This is a genomic window from Streptomyces sp. NPDC014727 (assembly GCF_043083485.1).
Classification (GTDB): domain Bacteria; phylum Actinomycetota; class Actinomycetes; order Streptomycetales; family Streptomycetaceae; genus Streptomyces.
This window is the reverse complement of the sequence record NZ_JBIBYR010000007.1, coordinates 268,931-285,825: the sequence shown is the minus strand read 5'-3', so window position 1 is coordinate 285,825 and position 16,895 is coordinate 268,931. Positions and strand designations below refer to the sequence as shown.

15 protein-coding genes and 1 tRNA gene are annotated in these 16,895 nt (G+C 69.5%); 6 read left to right on the top strand and 10 right to left on the bottom strand.

Going from position 1 to position 16,895, the window contains the following annotated elements; translation table 11 throughout:
* The first annotated feature begins 141 nt into the window (after nucleotides 1–141).
* Nucleotides 142–1,032 carry an aminoglycoside phosphotransferase family protein gene (locus ACF1B9_RS14660; protein WP_391742329.1) on the top strand — a complete coding sequence of 297 codons (891 nt, stop codon included), beginning with the start codon at nucleotides 142–144 and terminating at the stop codon, nucleotides 1,030–1,032.
* Between the two features lie 117 nt (nucleotides 1,033–1,149).
* Here ACF1B9_RS14660 and ACF1B9_RS14655 read toward each other — a convergent pair whose 3' ends face one another.
* Nucleotides 1,150–1,365 carry a hypothetical protein gene (locus tag ACF1B9_RS14655; protein ID WP_391742330.1) on the bottom strand — a complete coding sequence of 72 codons (216 nt, stop codon included), beginning with the start codon at nucleotides 1,363–1,365 and terminating at the stop codon, nucleotides 1,150–1,152.
* Nucleotides 1,366–1,935: 570 nt separating this feature from the next.
* Here ACF1B9_RS14655 and ACF1B9_RS14650 point away from each other — a divergent pair.
* Nucleotides 1,936–2,496 (top strand): hypothetical protein, encoded by a 561-nt coding sequence (locus ACF1B9_RS14650; protein WP_391742331.1) that lies wholly within the window; start codon nucleotides 1,936–1,938, stop codon nucleotides 2,494–2,496.
* Nucleotides 2,497–2,656: 160 nt separating this feature from the next.
* On the opposite strand, the gene ACF1B9_RS14645 is transcribed toward ACF1B9_RS14650, so the two are convergent.
* Nucleotides 2,657–3,007: a helix-turn-helix domain-containing protein gene (locus ACF1B9_RS14645; RefSeq protein WP_391742333.1), complete on the bottom strand. Its 351-nt coding sequence runs from the start codon at nucleotides 3,005–3,007 to the stop codon at nucleotides 2,657–2,659.
* 87 nt (nucleotides 3,008–3,094) lie between these two features.
* Between ACF1B9_RS14645 and ACF1B9_RS14640 the strand changes: the two genes are divergently transcribed.
* Together ACF1B9_RS14640 and ACF1B9_RS14635 are read left to right on the top strand one after the other, a co-directional pair.
* Nucleotides 3,095–4,021, top strand: a complete 927-nt coding sequence (locus ACF1B9_RS14640) for a hypothetical protein (protein ID WP_391742335.1) — start codon at nucleotides 3,095–3,097, stop codon at nucleotides 4,019–4,021.
* Nucleotides 4,021–5,844 (top strand): hypothetical protein, encoded by a 1,824-nt coding sequence (locus ACF1B9_RS14635; RefSeq protein ID WP_391742336.1) that lies wholly within the window; start codon nucleotides 4,021–4,023, stop codon nucleotides 5,842–5,844. Before ACF1B9_RS14640 ends, ACF1B9_RS14635 begins: the two co-directional genes overlap by 1 nt.
* 234 nt (nucleotides 5,845–6,078) lie before the next feature.
* Here the strand turns inward: ACF1B9_RS14635 and ACF1B9_RS14630 are convergent.
* The 7 genes from ACF1B9_RS14630 to galU all read right to left on the bottom strand — a co-directional run bounded on the left by ACF1B9_RS14630 (nucleotide 6,079) and on the right by galU (nucleotide 11,570).
* Nucleotides 6,079–6,152 (bottom strand) — tRNA-Ala (locus tag ACF1B9_RS14630).
* 97 nt (nucleotides 6,153–6,249) lie between these two features.
* Nucleotides 6,250–7,374 (bottom strand): gephyrin-like molybdotransferase receptor GlpR, encoded by a 1,125-nt coding sequence (gene glpR / locus ACF1B9_RS14625; RefSeq protein ID WP_391742338.1) that lies wholly within the window; start codon nucleotides 7,372–7,374, stop codon nucleotides 6,250–6,252.
* Nucleotides 7,375–7,532: 158 nt separating this feature from the next.
* Entirely contained in the window at nucleotides 7,533–8,144 is a 612-nt protein-coding gene (locus ACF1B9_RS14620; protein WP_391742340.1) for a GNAT family N-acetyltransferase, read from the bottom strand.
* Between the two features lie 17 nt (nucleotides 8,145–8,161).
* On the bottom strand, nucleotides 8,162–8,662 hold the full coding sequence (locus ACF1B9_RS14615) for a molybdenum cofactor biosynthesis protein B (protein ID WP_391742655.1): 501 nt from the start codon (nucleotides 8,660–8,662) through the stop codon (nucleotides 8,162–8,164).
* A gap of 62 nt (nucleotides 8,663–8,724) precedes the next feature.
* On the bottom strand, nucleotides 8,725–9,225 hold the full coding sequence (gene moaC, locus ACF1B9_RS14610; RefSeq protein ID WP_391742341.1) for a cyclic pyranopterin monophosphate synthase MoaC: 501 nt from the start codon (nucleotides 9,223–9,225) through the stop codon (nucleotides 8,725–8,727).
* A gap of 124 nt (nucleotides 9,226–9,349) precedes the next feature.
* The gene (glp, locus tag ACF1B9_RS14605; protein WP_391742343.1) at nucleotides 9,350–10,663 is read right to left on the bottom strand and encodes a gephyrin-like molybdotransferase Glp; all 1,314 of its coding nucleotides are present in this window, start codon (nucleotides 10,661–10,663) and stop codon (nucleotides 9,350–9,352) included.
* 4 nt (nucleotides 10,664–10,667) lie between these two features.
* Entirely contained in the window at nucleotides 10,668–11,570 is a 903-nt protein-coding gene (gene galU / locus ACF1B9_RS14600; RefSeq protein ID WP_391742344.1) for a UTP--glucose-1-phosphate uridylyltransferase GalU, read from the bottom strand.
* A gap of 106 nt (nucleotides 11,571–11,676) precedes the next feature.
* Here galU and ACF1B9_RS14595 point away from each other — a divergent pair, with 106 nt between their 5' ends.
* On the top strand, nucleotides 11,677–12,264 hold the full coding sequence (locus ACF1B9_RS14595) for a 5-formyltetrahydrofolate cyclo-ligase (RefSeq protein WP_391742346.1): 588 nt from the start codon (nucleotides 11,677–11,679) through the stop codon (nucleotides 12,262–12,264).
* On the opposite strand, the gene ACF1B9_RS14590 is transcribed toward ACF1B9_RS14595, so the two are convergent.
* Nucleotides 12,254–15,004, bottom strand: a complete 2,751-nt coding sequence (locus ACF1B9_RS14590; RefSeq protein WP_391742347.1) for a penicillin acylase family protein — start codon at nucleotides 15,002–15,004, stop codon at nucleotides 12,254–12,256. The genes ACF1B9_RS14595 and ACF1B9_RS14590 overlap by 11 nt on opposite strands.
* A gap of 240 nt (nucleotides 15,005–15,244) precedes the next feature.
* Between ACF1B9_RS14590 and ACF1B9_RS14585 the strand changes: the two genes are divergently transcribed.
* Complete coding sequence (locus tag ACF1B9_RS14585) at nucleotides 15,245–16,831, top strand: potassium/proton antiporter (protein ID WP_391742349.1); 1,587 nt, start codon at nucleotides 15,245–15,247, stop codon at nucleotides 16,829–16,831.
* Nucleotides 16,832–16,895 lie beyond the last annotated feature (64 nt).

The following is a 16,895-nucleotide window of genomic DNA, read 5'->3' as shown; positions in this document are numbered from 1 at the left end:
TCACGAATGGGTCTGACCTGGGGCTTCCCAAGCTTTTGAAGATCTTTTCCCGCGTGGGGAGTGATCGTTCCCCGATGGCCTCCTACGGAACGACGTCGATATGTAGGTGCATGGCGGCAGTTCGGGCTGCAAGCTACCGGGATGAATTTGGAAGAGTTGGAAGAGGTCGACGCGCGGTTGGTGGGTCGATTCGGCCCTCTGGCGGAGGGTTGGCTCGCTGAGGTTCCGAATCTCGCTGCGCGGCTGGCCGTGCGGTGGGGATTCGTGCTCGGTGAGCTGTTCGAGAGCGGAGCCTCCTCCGTCGTCTTGCGCTGCCAATGGCCTGACGGAAGACCAGCGGTTCTCAAACTCAGTCCGGATCGGGACCTGTTGACCCAGCAGGTGGAGATGCTGCGCGTGTTCGCGCCGTCGGGTCGGGTGCCGGCCGTGCTGTCTGTCGACGCGGTGGCCGGGGCGATGGTGTTGGAGGAAGTCCTGCCCGGCACCGTGGCCGAGGACATGCCGCAGATGTCAATGCCGCAGCAGTGGGGAGAGCTGCTTGCCGCATTGCACGCCGTGGCCCCGCCCGCGCACTGGCCACTGGATCTGCGCGGTCGGTTTGACGAAGCCTTCGTCCGGATCGGGCGGCGGCTGTCCGAGCCGGCCATCGGCGCACGGATTGACCAGGCCGCGTGGCAGCGGGCGATACGGCGCTGTGAGACGTTGCTGGACAGCCAGGCCAGGATCGTGCTGCTGCACGGCGATCTGCACCTCGGCAACGTCCTGGACGGCGGCCCGTCGCGCGGCCTGATCGCAATCGACCCCAAGGCATGCGTGGGCGATCCCTGCTTCGACGCCGTCGACTACGTGGTGGCCGGCGCCGGACAAGAGGGTATCGAGGCCCGTTGCCAGCGGGTGGCGACCGCGTGCGGGCTCGATGGGGACCGGTTGTACGCCTGGAGCCGAGTGATCGCCCCCATGGCAGCCATCGCGCACCTCACCTACGGCGGTCCGGAGCCGATGATCGACGAGCTACTCGCTCTGTCCGGCTGATCCCACGCGGAGGTCCGTTCCTGCCGGTCCGAGTGCTCTCGGCTCTCGTTGGCCACGTGTCGTTTTCCATGGTGCCCGGCCACCACTTCTTGGCACCCAACTCAGTTGGCAGAGAGGTCAGTTCTGCTCTCGGAACTCGTCCAGGAGCCGGAAGAACTCTTCGACGGGCGCGGATCCGTCGGATGCCTCACGTTCGATCTGAGCGGCCCAGCTGAGCGAGCTCGGCCGGCCGAAGTGCCGGCAGAGCCACTGGCTGAACGGGCCGTCGCCCCAGAAGGGGGAGGGCTCGTCGATGGAGTGCACGCCCAGCGCTATCTGGTATCCGACAAGCATGGATTCCAGATGGCGAAGCGACCCTTGCCGTGGCAGTCACATGCCGGGCCGCAGGCGGATTTGCTCCAGGAAGTCGTACACATCAGTGCACTCCCGCCAGGGCTGGACGGTGCTCTGCGAGTCATCTTCGGGCGGCATGAGCAGAGCCTACGGGCCGCTCACGAACGAGTAGCCCTGACCTGAACGGCGATGAACGCTTGGGGCCCGCTGCCCCGAATTGTTCCACAACGTAAAGAGAGACCAGCCATACCCGCGCCCGAGGGTGCAGGATTTAACCGCTCAACTCGTCGGATGAGCCTTGAAGATGGCTGGTCTCGAGGTCAATTAGGCCCTCTTCTCCAACAACCGTCAACCCCATACCCGTATCAAGTGCCACACCACACTCCTGAGCAATCAGCCAGCAGACCAACACGCCATCGCTCTGCACCGTATCCAGGTCACTCACGCGTACGTCCGGCCTGCGGGACAGCCCAACGTCCCTGGATTGTTTGGCATTTGGGTGTCTGGGATGTCTGGCGTTCCCTACGATGTCTGGCATCAGTGTTGGCTCCAGAGAGTCCAAGGGGACGCATGGGTTTCGAGGGCGAGGAAGCCGCGGCGCCAGGGTTGCGTGTCGCCATCGAGTTCTATGGCGAGAAGGCAGAGCGACTGTCTCGGCGGGCGAAGGAGCTGGAAGAGCAACTCGGTTCCGTGCGGGAGGAGATGGCCCAGACTCTCGTTACCCGTGATCAGCTCTCTCGCGCGCTGGCGGAGATCGACGCGGGCACCGCACCGCAGCCAGACAAGACCGCACCGGAAGAAGAGCCCCCCGAGGCTGCACCACCTGACAGTGCCGCGAAGGCCAGCTCCGCACGCGGAGGCAGCAGCGCCGATTCGGGCAAGCGCCGGTCCGCCTCGGGTGAGCTGATGCGCGCGATCGAGCAGGTGCTGACCACGGCCGGTGTTCCTTTGCATCTGAAGGAGCTCACTGCGGCGCTCGGCCGGCCGACCGAGGGCAAGCCGGGGACAGCCGCATTGGAGTCGGTGCGGTCCACCTGCAAGCGGTTGGTGGAGACCGGGCGCCTGGTGCAGCCGGAGACCGCTGTGTTCGCGATCGCTCCTGGCCGCCGGGAAGGAGCCGCCGCAGGCTAGCGCTCCTCAAAAAGGTGTCCTCTCCTCCCCTGGCAGGGAGGAGAGGACGCGGTTCTTTCGAGGTGGAACCCTCTGGAGAACCTTCACGCGGCCCCTTATCAGTTGGCTCACGTTTGCCTTCGAGGCTAGAGCAATCCCGCTCGCCTCGGGGGCGCGTGGCCTATTTCGTCGTCCCTTCCGCAGCCCTTCGCGGGGGACGGGAAGGCCTAATTCCATGCGTATGACGCATTTCCCCGGCGGCCGGATAGAGCGGCACTCCCAGAAAGTGCTCCAGCCGGGCAACGGTGGCGATGTCCGGCCAGGACTTTCCGTCGAGCAGGTCGGCCACGGCCTGCCGGTTGACTCCGGAGCCGTCGGCGAGCTGCCGCAGGCTCCGCCGGGGTGCACGGAGTGCTGCGGCGAGGGCGCGGGCGACGGCCTGGACGGTGGCTGCCGCCACGTCGCCGATGACGGCCTCTGGCCAGGCTTCCGGATCGCGGGCAAGCTCGCGCGGCGGCGTTCGCCGGTTCATGCCACCGACCATGCTGATGCACTCCTTTACGTGAAGATCGTGACCGACCCCTTCACTGGCTGCTTGACCAGCCGGTGGGATTGGTCCGTGACGTTGAGCCCGCAGGTCTCCGCCCGTATCCGCAACTACCGCCCCCGCCTGCCCAGGCAGCAGTGGGCTCCGGTCGCCGACCAGGTGCGGGCCACTGTCGCGGCGGCGGCCCCGGCAACCTGTTACGACGCGGCGCATCTGCTGCATGTGGTCGGCCGCATCGCGGTCTGGGCCGACAGCACGGGTCTGCCACGGGATCCGGGGCTGTGGCTGCGGACCGAGACGATCGACGGGTTCATCCTGCTCGGTCTCGCCGGCCAGGAGGGCAGCACCCGCCAGACCTTCCGGACGTGGCTGCGCCTTACTCGGGAAGCCCTGGTGTGGGTGCAGCGCGGAGAGGCCCCGCCGGTCCGCATCGCCGCCAGCCGACTTCCCCAACCTCCCTATGAGCCAGGCGAGTTGGCCAGGCTGAAGGGGTGGGCTGAGCTGCTTCCCGGTCGGGCCCGGCTGGATGGACTGGCCCTGATGGCGCTGGGCGCGGGCTGCGGGCTGCAGCCCGGCGAGGTTCCGGCCGTGCGGGGCAGCGACCTGCGAGTCACTGCCCGGGGCATGGTGGTTCTCGACGCCCCCTGGCTGGGCCGTCTGGTGACCTGCCGCGCTCCCTGGGAACAGGCTCTGGCCGAGCTCGCCGTGCTTGCCGGGGACGACTACGTATTCCGGCCAGGCCGGAAGGTGGAGGCGGCGAAGAACCTGGTCAGCTCCTGGCCCGCCCGGCACAGACCGCACGCGGGTCTGCCCGCGCTCGCGGCCCGGCGGCTGCGGACCACCTGGATCGTGGACCTGCTGGGCCAGCGGATCGATCCGGCACTGGTCGCGGACGCTGCGGGGATGCGTTCGACCGCCGCGCTGGGCCCCTACTTCCACTGGGTCCCGCCCCTGGCTCCGGAGCAGGCCGCCGAGCTGCTGCGCGGACCCGCCCAGTGATGCGCCGCCCGCAGGACGCCGAGGACACACTGTCTGCGGTGCGGCGACTGCGGCCCAAGCCGCCGCTGAGCGGAATGCGGAAGATCCCGGACTCCAAGGTCGGCCAGCTGCTGACACTCCTGGACCGCACCGGTGTCCCCCAGGAGCTGGAGGATCTGCTCCGCGACCGCCCCGGCCCCAAGGGTGTACGCCCGCGGGTGGTTCTGGCCGGGTTGCTGCTGTCGGCGTACTACACAGGCAGGGCCACGGTCGCCGACGCCCGGCGTCTGCTCCACTACGGTCTGGAGCCCAGAGCCCGTACCTGGCTGGGCATCCCGGAACGCCCTCCGGCCGGAGCCGCCGCCCGGATCGCTTCCAGCAAGCGGCTCTACCGGGGACTGAACGCGATCACCACGCTCCTGGACCCCGCCCGCCACGACCGGCGTTCCCGACTGCCGCAGCGGCACGCCGACTTCCACGCCGCCCTCTGGGACAGCCCCGAGGGCCGCACCGCCGCCGCCCGCCTCCAGCTCCTGGCCAACCGCCTGGTCCTGGCATCCGTACGCATGGCTGACCAGCGTGGATACCTGCGCGGCTGGAACGGCGACGTCGGCGTCGACGCCACCGACATCCGCGTCAGCGCCCGCCCCGACAGCAGCCGACTGACCACCGCCTCGACGGAAGTCACCGCCGGCTGGCACTTCAAGGGCGGCACCGGCGACAAGGTCTTCGGCTACAGCGCAACCCTGGCCATCGCCGCCCACCACCGCGACCCGGGCAATGACGCCCCCGGGGCCTACCCGCAGCTGTGTCTGGGCTTCGAACTCGACACCCCCACCGTCCGCACCGGCCCCAACGCCGTCACGATCCTCACCCAGATCACCCAACTCGGCCTGCCCACCGGCATCCTCGCCGCCGACCGCGCCTACACCGGCTGCAGCCCGTCCACCTTCCAGACACCCGTCCGCCGACTCGGCTACCGCCTCGCCCTGGACTACAAGGTCAAAGAACGTGGTCTGCAAGGCAGTTGGCAAGGGGCGCCACTCGTCGACGGCTCCCTGCTCTGCCCGCTCACCCCGGCCCCACTCATCCACGCCACCGCTGGTGCCGACGACGACACTGTCCGGTTCCGCAGCGACGCGCTCCGCGAGAAGATCGAAGCCCGCGAGCCGCACCACCTCAAACTCAAGCAGGGCCCTGACGCCCGCGGCGCGATCCGCCTCCAGTGCCCGGCCAGCGGCCCGTCCCCCTCGGTCAACTGCACCCGCCGCGACCGGCTGAGGCCCCGCGCACAGGCTCCCGCCGCCATGCCTTCCCGGGTGATCGACCTCAGCCTGCCCCTGCCCCGGAATCTGCCGACCGCGGCCCGCCCCACCGTCCAGGTCCCCGACGCCGAACGCTTCGCACCGCCACCTGCAGTCACGCTGCCCCAGGTGTGCTGCGCGGGATCGATCACCGTGCCCGCCGACACCGAGGCCAACTGGCGTCTGGCCAAGTACCGCCAGGACGTGCATTACCTCCACACCCCATGGCTGAACACCTACCGCCCCATCCGCAGTCACAACGAAGGTGCCAACGGCCGTTTCAAGAGCGGGACCCTCGACATCGGCAACCCCAAACACCGGCCCGCCCCCGGTCAGGTCGCCCAGACCCTCCTCCTGGCGGTCATGCTCACCGTCGCCAACCTGACCGTTCTGGAAACCTGGCTCACCGAACGCGCCGGCCCGGACGCACTCACCGACGCCGACTTCGACACCACCGGCCCCCTGCCCCCGCCCAGCACCCCGCGCATCGCCCTGCCGGAAACAGACAACGGGCGCCACCCGCCTCCGCGCTCCCGCTGAACCTGACTCCGTACGACAACTCCAGCCCACCCGCGCACGCCGAACTCCCCGCAGATCGGCGTGCGCCGCCATGCCCGCACCACACCCACAGGCCACAAGGCACATGCCAGCCCGACATAACCTGCGCACCCAGACCTCCAGACAAGCCCCAGAAACGACGAAATCCCGCCCGATCAATGTGATCGGACGGGACTCGTGAACCGCTTACGAGCTAACTCGTGAACGGCCCTGCGGTGGACCTGTGGGGATTTGAACCCCAGACCCCCTCGATGCGAACGAGGTGCGCTACCAGACTGCGCCACAGGCCCTTGCAACGAGTGAAACTCTAGCACCCCCACAGGGGTGCTCGGAAATCCGGTCCTTGCTGGTCAGCCGAGTCGGTGTCGCAGCGGGGCCCGAAGGCACTCACTCGTTGGCGGCACGAGGGCGTTCCCCGTCCTCGTACTGGTCGAAGAGCGGGGTCCGGCCGCGGTCGCGGGTGCGCCGGGACTGGTTGGTCCGCTGGCGCGGCGCCGGGTCGACGGGGGGCGCCACGGCGTGCGAGGTGCCCGTCTGAGTGGGCTCGGCGGCGCTGGAGCGGGCCGCGCTCCAGGTCTCCGGGTTGCCCACCTCGACGCCGCCCGTGACACGCGGGGCGACCGGGGCGGTGACGTACGTCGGCAGCGGGACCGGCACCGGCTCCCAGCTGTCGCCCTGGACCCGGCCGCGTTCACGCTGCTGGTCGACCCATTCCGCGTGGTCCGTCTGCTCGACCAGGGCGCGGCGGCCGGCCTCCTGCGGGGAGACCGCGGGGGCGGGCTCGGGCTCGGGGTGGCGCGTTTCGGGCTCCTCGTCGGCCTCGGCGGGGGCCGCCGCGGCCGGCTGGTGCCTGCGGGGACGGTTCTCACGCAGATGCTGCGCCGCGACCTCGGCCCGCCGCCGGTCCATGGTGAAGGCGAACCTGCGTCGCTCCTGGGAGCGCAGATGCACGATGTACGTGCTCAGCAGCACCGCCGGGACCGCGGGCGCCCAGAGGAAGCCGAGGCCGCCCACCGCCGCGACGACCGCGCCGAGAGTGAAGGCGAGGAAGAGGACGACAGTGGTGCGCCGCCGGCGCGCGAGTACCTGGAGGCGCTGGGCGCGCCGGACCCGCTCGGCGTCCGCCGCACCGGCGCGCGGGCGCGCGCGCCGCGAAGGGCCGGGCCCGGAGCGTTCCCGGTCCGAGCGCTCGGGCGGGTGCGCCGGGTCGTGCATCCGGGCTTCGGTGTGCGCCGGAGGCGCGGCGAAGGCCCGGACGTCCACGGAATCCAATCGATCCGTGACGACGTCCGGGTCGGCGTCGGGCTCCGCCTCCTCGGCGATGCGTCCCCGCAACTCCTTGGCGTACCGGCGCTCCATGGCCGCCCGTCCGGACAGCAGCCGGATGGCGGTGCTGAAGCGTTCCGTCGGGCGGGCTTCATTGAGCTCGTCCTGCCTGCGGAGCCACATCGGCACCAAGTAGGCGGCCCAGGCCCCGACGATGACTGCGTAGATGAGGCCGCTGCTGCTCACGTCTCACACCGTAGAGGGGTTTGCACGGGGGCATCCGCCAATTGGCCCGGTGTGTCGCACGATCCGGCTGATTTCAAGGACTTTTTTTGTGATTGTTCAGATCGCCCGTGCGTGTTTGCGCGTTCGTTTGCGGCCATATGCCGACCAATATCGAACACTTATTTCATTTCCCGTGGGGTTCCGGGTCGTGCCTGGTGCCAGCGTCGGAGCAGCCCGTCGGGCACTTCCTCCGCGGTGAGCGCGTAGATGAGATGGTCCCGCCAGGCGCCGTCGATGTGGAGATAGCGCGGGCGCAGGCCCTCCTCGCGAAATCCCAGTTTCTCGACGACCCGTCTGCTGGGCCTGTTCTCCGGCCGAATGCATACCTCGATGCGGTGCAGTCCGACCCTGGCGAAGCAGTGGTCGACGGCGAGGGCGACCGCGGTCGGCATCACCCCGCGGCCCGCCACCTCCTGGTCGACCCAGTAGCCGATGTGGCCCGAGCACATCGAGCCCCAGGTGATCCCGGCGACCGTCAGCTGGCCGACCAGTCGGCCCTCGTACTCGATGGCGAAGGGCAGCATCCGGCCCGCATTGGCCTCGGAGCGCAGATGACGGACCATCTGACGGTAGGTGGGGCGCTGGGCCACCGGACCGCCCGGGGCGGGCGGCGGCACGGTCGCCTCCCAGGGGCGCAGCCAGTCACGGTTGCGCCGGTTGACCTCGCGCCACATGCGCTGGTCGCGCAGTTTCACCGGACGGAGAGTGACCTCGCCGTCGTTGAGGACCACCGGCCAGGTCGGGACGTTCAGCTCGGGCTCCCGGGTCGGGGGTGATCGCCGCCGCGCAGCTGGTCGACGGCGTGCACCAGAAGACGTGCGAGGACGGCGAGGCCGTCGCGCACCCCGCCGGTGGAGCCCGGCAGGTTCACGATGAGCGTGCCGGCGGCGACGCCCGCGAGGCCTCGGGAGAGCGCGGCGGTGGGCACCTTGTCGCGGCCCTCGGCACGGATCGCCTCGGGGATGCCGGGGATCTCGTGGTCGAGGACGCGGCGGGTGACGTCGGGGGTGCGGTCGGTGGGCGAGATGCCCGTGCCGCCGGTGGTGACGATGACGTCGTACCCGGCGGCCACCCCGTCGCGCAGCGCCTGTTCGACCGGGTCGCCGTCGGGCACGACCCGCGGCCCGTCGACGGTGAAGCCGAGCTTCGTGAGCGCCTCGGAGATCAGAGGGCCGCCCTTGTCCGCGTAGACCCCGGCGGAGGCCCGGTTCGACGCGGTGACGACGAGGGCGGCGTACGGGGCGGTCAGCGCGCCACCGAGCGGCGGCCCGGCCGGTCGCCCCTCACCGGACTGCCCGGTTCCAGGCGCCGTCACGCGTCCGCTCCGTCCGGTGCGGTGCGCCGGTAGTCGCCGGACTTGCCGCCCGACTTCGCCTCGACCCGTACGTCCGTGATGACCGCGGACTTGTCGACCGCCTTGATCATGTCGATCACGGTGAGCGCGGCGACCGAGACCGCCGTCAGGGCCTCCATCTCGACGCCGGTGCGGTCCGTGGTCTTCACCGTGGCCAGGATCTCCACCGCGTCGTCGGCGACGCTCAGGTCGACCTTGACGCCGGAGACGGCGAGCGGGTGGCAGAGCGGGATCAGGTCGGAGGTGCGCTTGGCCGCCATGATCCCGGCGATACGCGCGGTGGCGAGGGCGTCGCCCTTGGGGACCCCCTCGCCGCGGAGCAGCTCGACGACGCGGGGCGAGACGAGGACCCGGCCGCTGGCTCGGGCCACCCGCGCGGTGACGTCCTTCTCCGAGACGTCGACCATGCGGGCCGCGCCCGCCTCGTCGATGTGCGTCAGCCTGTTCTGCGTACTCAACTCACTCCGCCTCGCGGTAGGGCGCCGGTTGCCCGCTCGGCCCGCACCGGGGTGCGGCCCCGGGGCCCCGGGGGTGTCCCCGGGAAGGCACAGCGGCAGATACCGTACCGCCACCGCCCGGGGATCAATGGAGCAGGATCACCTCGGTGTCCGTGCCGGGCTCGGCGGAGGTGACGTCCTCGGGCAGCACGATCAGCGCGTCGGCCTGGGCGAGAGCCGCGATCAGATGCGATCCGGAACCGCCGACAGGGGTGACGGTGCCGGCCTCCGCGTCGTACGTGCCCCGCAGGAACTGCCGCCGGCCGGCCGGTGAGGAGAGCGCCTTGTCGGTGTTCAGCGCGGCCCTGGTGGTGGGACGGTTCACGTCCTGAAGCCCCATCAGCGTACGGATCGCGGGCCGTACGAACAGCTCGAAGGAGACGTAACTGGAGACGGGATTGCCCGGCAGCGCCAGCAGTGGTGTGTGTTCGGGGCCGATCGAGCCGAAGCCCTGCGGCTTGCCCGGCTGCATGGCGAGCTTGCGGAAATCGATGCCGCTGCCGGGCTCGTCCTCGTCGCCCACCGACGACAGGGCTTCCTTGACGACGTCGTACGCCCCGACGCTGACGCCACCGGTGGTGACGACGATGTCGGCGCGGATCAACTGGTCCTCGATCGTGGCGCGGAGCGTATCCGCGTCGTCCGTGACGGCACCGACGCGGTAGGCGATCGCTCCGGCGTCCCGGGCGGCGGCCGTCAGGGCGAAGCTGTTCGAGTCGTAGATCTGGCCGCCGGCCAGCTCCTCGCCCGGCTGGACCAGTTCGCTGCCGGTGGAGATGACGACGACGCGCGGCCGGGGCCGCACCTTCACCGTGGAGCGGCCGATCGCGGCGAGCAGCCCGATCTGCGGAGGTCCGATCACCGATCCGGCGCTCAGGGCCAGATCGCCCGGCTTGACGTCGCTGCCGCGCGCCCTGACATGGGCACCGGCCTCGACGGGGCGGTGGACGCGGACCTCACCGCCCGCGCCCTCGGGGGCGTCGCGGTGGGCACGCATGGTGTCGGCGGGGCCGCCGCCCGTACCGCCGTCGGTCCACTCGACCGGGACCACGGCCTCGGCACCAGCCGGCAGCGGGGCGCCGGTCATGATGCGGGCGGCCTCGCCCGGTCCGACGCTCCGGTCGCCGGGCAGCCCGTCACTGCCCGCCGCGACGTCACCGATGACGGTGAGCACGGCGGGGAACTCCTCGTCGGCGCCCTCGACATCGGCGACGCGGACCGCGTACCCGTCCATCGAGCTGTTGTCGAAGGGCGGCAGGGCGATCTCCACGACCACGTCCTCGACGAGGACGCAGCCCTGGGCGTCGTGCAGTTGCAGCTCGATGGGTTCGAGCGGTCGCACCGCGCCGAGAATGTCTTCCAGGTGCTCGTCCACCGACCAGATCGTGCTGCTGCTCAAAGTGCTACATCTCCTCGGTGACATAACTGCGGAGCCAGACCCTGAAGTCCGGGCCCAGGTCTTCACGTTCGCACGCGAGTCTGACAATGGCACGGAGGTAGTCGCTCCGGTCACCGGTGTCATAACGGCGCCCCTTGAAGACGACGCCGTGCACGGGGCCGCCGATCTTCTCGTCCTCGGCGAGGAGCTGCAGGGCGTCGGTGAGCTGGATCTCGCCGCCGCGGCCCGGCTCGGTCTTGCGCAGTATGTCGAAGACGGCGGGGTCCAGGACATAGCGGCCGATGACGGCGAGGTTGCTGGGCGCCTCGGTCCTGTCGGGTTTCTCGACCAGGCCGCTGACGCGCACGACATCACTCTCGGCGGTGGGCTCGAAGGCCGCGCAGCCGTACATGTGGATCTGCTCGGGATCGACCTCCATCAGCGCGACGACACTGCCGCCCTCGCGCTCCTGGATCTCGACCATGCGGGCCAGCAGCGGGTCGCGCGGGTCGATCAGGTCGTCGCCGAGGAGGACCGCGAACGGCTGGTCGCCCACGTGCGGTGCGGCACACAGCACGGCGTGGCCGAGGCCGCGCGGATCGCCCTGCCGGACGTAGTGCATGGTGGCCAGGTCGCTCGATTCCTGGACCTTCTGGAGCCGTTCGGCATCTCCCTTGCGGGTGAGTGCGGACTCCAGCTCGTAATTGCGGTCGAAGTGGTCCTCGAGGGGACGCTTGTTGCGACCGGTGATCATCAGTACGTCGGAGAGACCGGCGGCCACCGCTTCCTCGACGACGTACTGGATCGCCGGCTTGTCGACGACAGGCAGCATCTCCTTCGGAGTGGCTTTGGTGGCCGGCAGGAAGCGGGTACCGAGCCCTGCGGCCGGGATGACAGCCTTGCTGATCCTGGTGTGCGACTGAGTCATGCGAGGAACGATATCCGGTGCGTATGGGCGGAAGATGAGGTTCCGGTTAATTTTGTACACCTATATGCACATACGAGAGATTCACGGGTGCCCGTTGAACATCGACATGTCCGAAAAGGCGCTTCTCAGGCGTGAACTGCTGGCCGCGCGGCGCCTTCTCAGCAGGGAAGACGTGGAAGACGCCGGGGTGGTTCTGTCCCGGGTCGCATGGGACCTCCCGGAAATGTCCGAGGCCCACACCGTCGCCGCGTACGTCTCGGTGGGGAGCGAGCCGGGCACGCGCGCCCTGCTGGACGTGCTCCGCGCGCGGGGCGTGCGGGTGCTGCTGCCGGTGCTCCTCCCGGACAACGACCTGGACTGGGCGCCGTACGAAGGAGCCGCTCATCTGGCCCCGGCCGGCCGCGGGCTGCTGGAGCCGGACGGGGAACGGCTCGGCCCGGACGCGGTTCTGGAGGCCGACGTGGTCCTGCTGCCGGGCCTCGCGGTGGACGCGCGCGGAATGCGGCTCGGCCGTGGCGGCGGCAGCTACGACCGGGTGCTGGCCCGGCTCGCCGCGGCGGGGGCGCATCCCGCGCTGATCGTCCTGCTCTACGACAACGAGGTGGTCGCGCGGGTCCCTGAGGAACCGCACGACCACCCCGTCGACGCGGTGGTGACTCCGGCCATGACCCGCCGGACGGGCCCTACGGCTTGAGGGTCAGGGTGTCGGTCGTCGACTTCGTGACGGCGTTCGTCCCGAAGGACCAGTCGAGCAGTTCGCCCTTGACCCACTTGTCGGTCTGATCGGTGTAGTGCGCCGCGAACGCGTGCCCCGAGGCGCCGGTGAGGTTGATCCAGCGGGACTTGTCCCAGTCCCCCACGTTGACCACCATCCGCATCGACGGAACCCAGACGACGTCGTAGCCGCCGGCCGCGTTCCAGCCGGTGGCGTTCACCGCGGCCTCGCCGCCGCCGATGTTCCACGGGCCGCGGTTGAGGACACGCTGGAACAGACCGGGGCCCTCGGTGCCGAGGGTCTGGTTCTTCAGGGTCAGCTGGTGCAGCCGGCCCCAGCTCCAGGTGGTGATGTCCTTGCCGAGCTTCGCGGTCAGCTCCCAGCGGGCATCCGTCATGGCGCGGGCGAAGAGCTGGTCGCGGTTCTCGGTCGCCGTGTCCCGACCGCTCCTCGGCGACTTCCACCAGTCGCTGTTCGGGTCGTCCATCAGGTTGGCGACCACCTGGTACCAGCGGTCACCGCCGTCCGGCTGAGCCGTGTCCGCGTCGCGCCGGCCGCACTCGCGCACCAGCTTGCCCTGCTCGTCGACCGGGCCCGAGCTGTCGGCGCGGGGCACATTGAGGCACTCGCCCTTGACCCGCAGCTCCTTGGGCAGCTTGTCGCCGAAGGCCAGCTTGAGGATGTTGCGCCAGACCGCGTTGAAGTACGCGGCCGCGGCCGAGTCGGACTCCTGGGTGTAGTCCCAGCCCTCCAGGAGCTTCTGTGCCTCGCGGACGCTCTTGTCCGAGATGTTGATCTTCATCAGCTCGGGCACCAGCAGCGCGGCGATCTCGCTGGTGTTGTCCATCTGCATCTTCTGCATGTCTTCGGTCGAGATCTTCCCGCCGCCCTTGATCTTCGACTGGATGAGGTCGTTGATCCGCTGACTGCGGGTGCCGTAGCCCCAGTCCTTGGTGAGCAGGTGGGGATACTTCTCGTCGATGACGGGCTGGTTGGCGGTGACGATGTAGCCGCGCTTCGGGTTGTACTCGTAGGGCAGCTCGTCGAACGGGATCGGGTCCTTCTTCCAGCCGTACTCCGAGGACCAGCCGGGGCTGGGCACCGTGCCGTCGCCCTGGAGGCGGACCGGGATCTTGCCGGGGGCCTGGTAGCCGATGTTGTTCTTGGTGTCGGCGTAGATCAGGTTCTGCGAGGGAACTTCGAAGTGCTCGGCCGCCGCCTGGAAGCTCTTGAAGTCCTTGGCCCGGTTGAGCTCGAAGACGGCGTCCATCGACTTGCCGGGTTCCAGCGCGGTCCACTTCAGGGCGACCGCGTACCCGTCGGCCCGGTCCGGAGCCGAGTTGCCGACGGGGGCCTTCTGGCCGACCGTCTCCAGTTCGCTGCTGCGGTCGGAGACCAGCGGACCGTTGTTGGTCTCACGGACGGTGATCGTCCGGCTCTTGCCGCCCGCGACCTTGATGGTCTCGTCGCGGGTGGTGAACGGCTTGACCTTGCCGTCGTACAGGTAGCCGTCGCCGGAAACCTTCTCCAGGAAGAGGTCGGTGACGTCCGCGCCGAGGTTGGTGAAGCCCCAGGCGATGTCCTGGTTGTGGCCGATTATCACACCGGGCATGCCGGAGAAGGTGTAGCCGGCGGTGTCGTACTGGCACTTCGCCGAAATCTGGCGGCAGTGCAGCCCCATCTGGTACCAGAGCGAGGGCAGCTGGGGCGCCAGGTGCGGGTCGTTGGCGAGCAGCGGCTTGCCGGTCGTCGTGTACTGGCCCGAGACCACCCAGGAGTTGGAGCCGATGCCGTTGCCGTTCGGGCCGAGCAGCGCCGGGATCTGGTCGAGGGTGTCGGAGAGCGAGGCGAGCTGGGTGCTCACGCCCTCGGTGGCGCCCTGCACGGTGTCCGAGCCGAGGCCGGTCGACGACGGCGTCGCGGCCGGGTCGAACTTCCCGGTGACCGAGGAGATCGCGCCCCCCTCGACGATCGGCTTGTGCTTCTTGTACGGGTAGGGCGGGTAGAGGTCCTCGATCTTCTTCGCGTCGAGCCTGCTGGTCATCAGCGAGCGGTCGATCTCGTCCTGCATGTTGCCGCGCAGGTCCCAGGCCATGGCCTTGAGCCAGGCGACCGAGTCGACCGGGGTCCACTCGTCCGGCTTGTAGTCGTTGGTGAGGCCGAGGGCGGCGTACTCGACGGAGATGTCCTTGCCGTCGCGCCCCTTGAGGTAGGCGTTCACGCCGTCCGCGTACGCCTGGAGGTTCTTCTTGGTGTCCGCGGACAGGACGTTGTCGTACTCCTCCTGAGCGACCTTGCGCCAGCCGAGCGTGCGCAGGAAGGAGTCCGTGTCGACCTGCCCGGAGCCGAACATCTCGGAGAGCCGGCCCGCCGTCATGTGACGGCGGACGTCCATCTCCCAGAAGCGGTCCTGCGCCTGCACGAAGCCCTGGGCGCGGAAGAGGTCGGCGTCGGTGTCCGCGTACAGCTGCGGAATCCCGTAGCTGTCGCGTTTGACGTCGACGTTGCCGTCCAGGCCGTCGATCTTGATCGACCCGGTCGTCTGCGGGTACGAGGCCCGCACGGTTGATACGGACCAGAACGCGCCGTAACCGATACCCGCGACAAGCGCCAGCACCAGGACGATCACGATCAGGCGGGCACGTCGCCCCTTCTTCCTGCCGGTCTTCCCACCGGTGGAACCAGTGGTGCCGGAAGAGGCGGTTGTGTTGGCGGGCATCGCTGTCCTTCGAGGGGCAGGTGGTCCTGGGAGTGCAGGAGCAACCATAGGCGCAGCACCGGCGCGGCTCTGACGCGGCATCGAGATGGTTCGAATTCCGAGGTGGTCGTACGAATGATCGAGCGCGTCAAGAAAACGTTAAAGATTAGGTAAGGTAACGAAGTACCGGCCGCCAACGGCCGATGCCGAGGCTCGATTCGGCAGGCGTACGCAGGGAAGGAACGGCCACTGTCTGTCCACGTGCTCAACGAACTCCTGCTCGTCTGCTCACTCGTCCTGCTCGTCGCGGTGGCGGCAGTGCGCATCTCGTCCCGCAGCGGGCTCCCCAGCCTGCTCCTGTATCTCGGCATCGGGATCGTCATGGGGCAGGACGGCCTCTTCGACGTCAAGTTCAACAACGCCGAACTGACCCAGGTGATCGGCTATGCCGCGCTGGTCGTGATCCTCGCCGAGGGTGGCCTGGGCACGAAGTGGAAAGAGATCAAACCCGCGCTGCCGGCTGCCGCGGCGCTCTCGATCGTCGGCGTCGCGGTGAGCGTCGGCGTCACCGCGGCCGGGGCGCACTACCTGGTCGGCCTGGACTGGCGCCAGTCGCTGATCATCGGCGCGGTCGTCTCGTCGACGGACGCCGCCGCGGTCTTCTCCGTGCTGCGCAAGGTGCCGCTGCCCGCCCGGGTCACCGGTGTGCTGGAGGCCGAGTCCGGCTTCAACGACGCCCCCGTGGTGATCCTGGTGGTGGCGTTCTCGACCAAGGGACCGGTGGACAGCTGGTACGTACTGGTCGGGGAGATAGCCCTGGAGCTCGCGATCGGTGCGGCCATGGGTCTCGCCGTCGGCTGGCTCGGCTCGTTCGGGCTGCGTCACGTGGCGCTGCCCGCGTCCGGCCTGTACCCGATCGCGGTGATGGCGATCGCGGTGTCCGCGTACGCGGCGGGCGCCCTCGTCCACGGCAGCGGCTTCCTCGCCGTCTACCTGGCCGCGATGATCCTCGGCAACGCCAAGCTGCCGCACTGGCCCGCCACCCGCGGCTTCGCCGACGGGCTCGGCTGGCTGGCCCAGATCGGCATGTTCGTGCTGCTCGGTCTCCTCGTCACCCCGCACGATCTGTACGACGACTTCTGGCCCGCGGTCATCGTCGGGCTGGTGCTGACCGTGGTGGCACGTCCGCTGGAGGTCTTCATCTCGCTGGCGCCGTTCCGGCTGCCCTGGCAGGAGAAGGCGTTCATGTCCTGGGCGGGGCTGCGCGGCGCCGTACCCATCATCCTGGCGACCATCCCGATGGTGTCCGGGGTCGAGGGCTCCACCCGGATCTTCAACATCGTCTTCGTGCTCGTCGTCGTCTACACCCTCATCCAGGGCCCGACCCTGCCCTGGATGGCCAAGGCCCTGAAGATCGCCGACGATCCGGCCGAGGCCACCGACCTGGGCATCGAGTCGGCCCCGCTGGAACGGCTGCGCGGCCATCTGCTGTCGGTGGCGATCCCCGGCAGGTCGAAGATGCACGGCGTGGAGGTCGGGGAGCTGCGGCTGCCCGCCGGGGCCGCGGTCACCCTGGTCGTACGGGACGGGAAGAGCTTCGTGCCGGCGCCGTCGACCGTGCTCCGGCGCGGTGACGAACTGCTCGTGGTCACCACCGACCCGGTGCGCGACGCGGCGGAGGAACGGCTGCGCGCGGTCGGCGAGGGCGGCAAGCTCGCGGGCTGGCTGGGCACCACCGGCAGTGGCGGCGAGAGCCTCGCCGGGGCCGATGTGGCCCATGACGTGGCACACGCGCTGAAGGCCGTGAAGAGAATGGGGAAGGCGGACGGGTCGAAAGCCCGTCATTGACGTCGTCGAGGCCGTCGAGGTGGCCCCGCGGCCCCAGCGGTCCCGGTGGCCCCCGGCCGCCGAA

Coding starts and splice junctions, on each gene's coding strand:
- ACF1B9_RS14655 (WP_391742330.1), bottom strand. CDS start 1,365: ATGCTTGTCGGATACCAGATAGCGCTGGGCGTGCACTCCATCGACGAG.
- galU (WP_391742344.1), bottom strand. CDS start 11,570: ATGACTCAGTCGCACACCAGGATCAGCAAGGCTGTCATCCCGGCCGCA.
- ACF1B9_RS14595 (WP_391742346.1), top strand. CDS start 11,677: ATGTCCGAAAAGGCGCTTCTCAGGCGTGAACTGCTGGCCGCGCGGCGC.
- ACF1B9_RS14635 (WP_391742336.1), top strand. CDS start 4,021: ATGCGCCGCCCGCAGGACGCCGAGGACACACTGTCTGCGGTGCGGCGA.
- ACF1B9_RS14660 (WP_391742329.1), top strand. CDS start 142: ATGAATTTGGAAGAGTTGGAAGAGGTCGACGCGCGGTTGGTGGGTCGA.
- ACF1B9_RS14645 (WP_391742333.1), bottom strand. CDS start 3,007: ATGAACCGGCGAACGCCGCCGCGCGAGCTTGCCCGCGATCCGGAAGCC.
- ACF1B9_RS14590 (WP_391742347.1), bottom strand. CDS start 15,004: ATGCCCGCCAACACAACCGCCTCTTCCGGCACCACTGGTTCCACCGGT.
- ACF1B9_RS14650 (WP_391742331.1), top strand. CDS start 1,936: ATGGGTTTCGAGGGCGAGGAAGCCGCGGCGCCAGGGTTGCGTGTCGCC.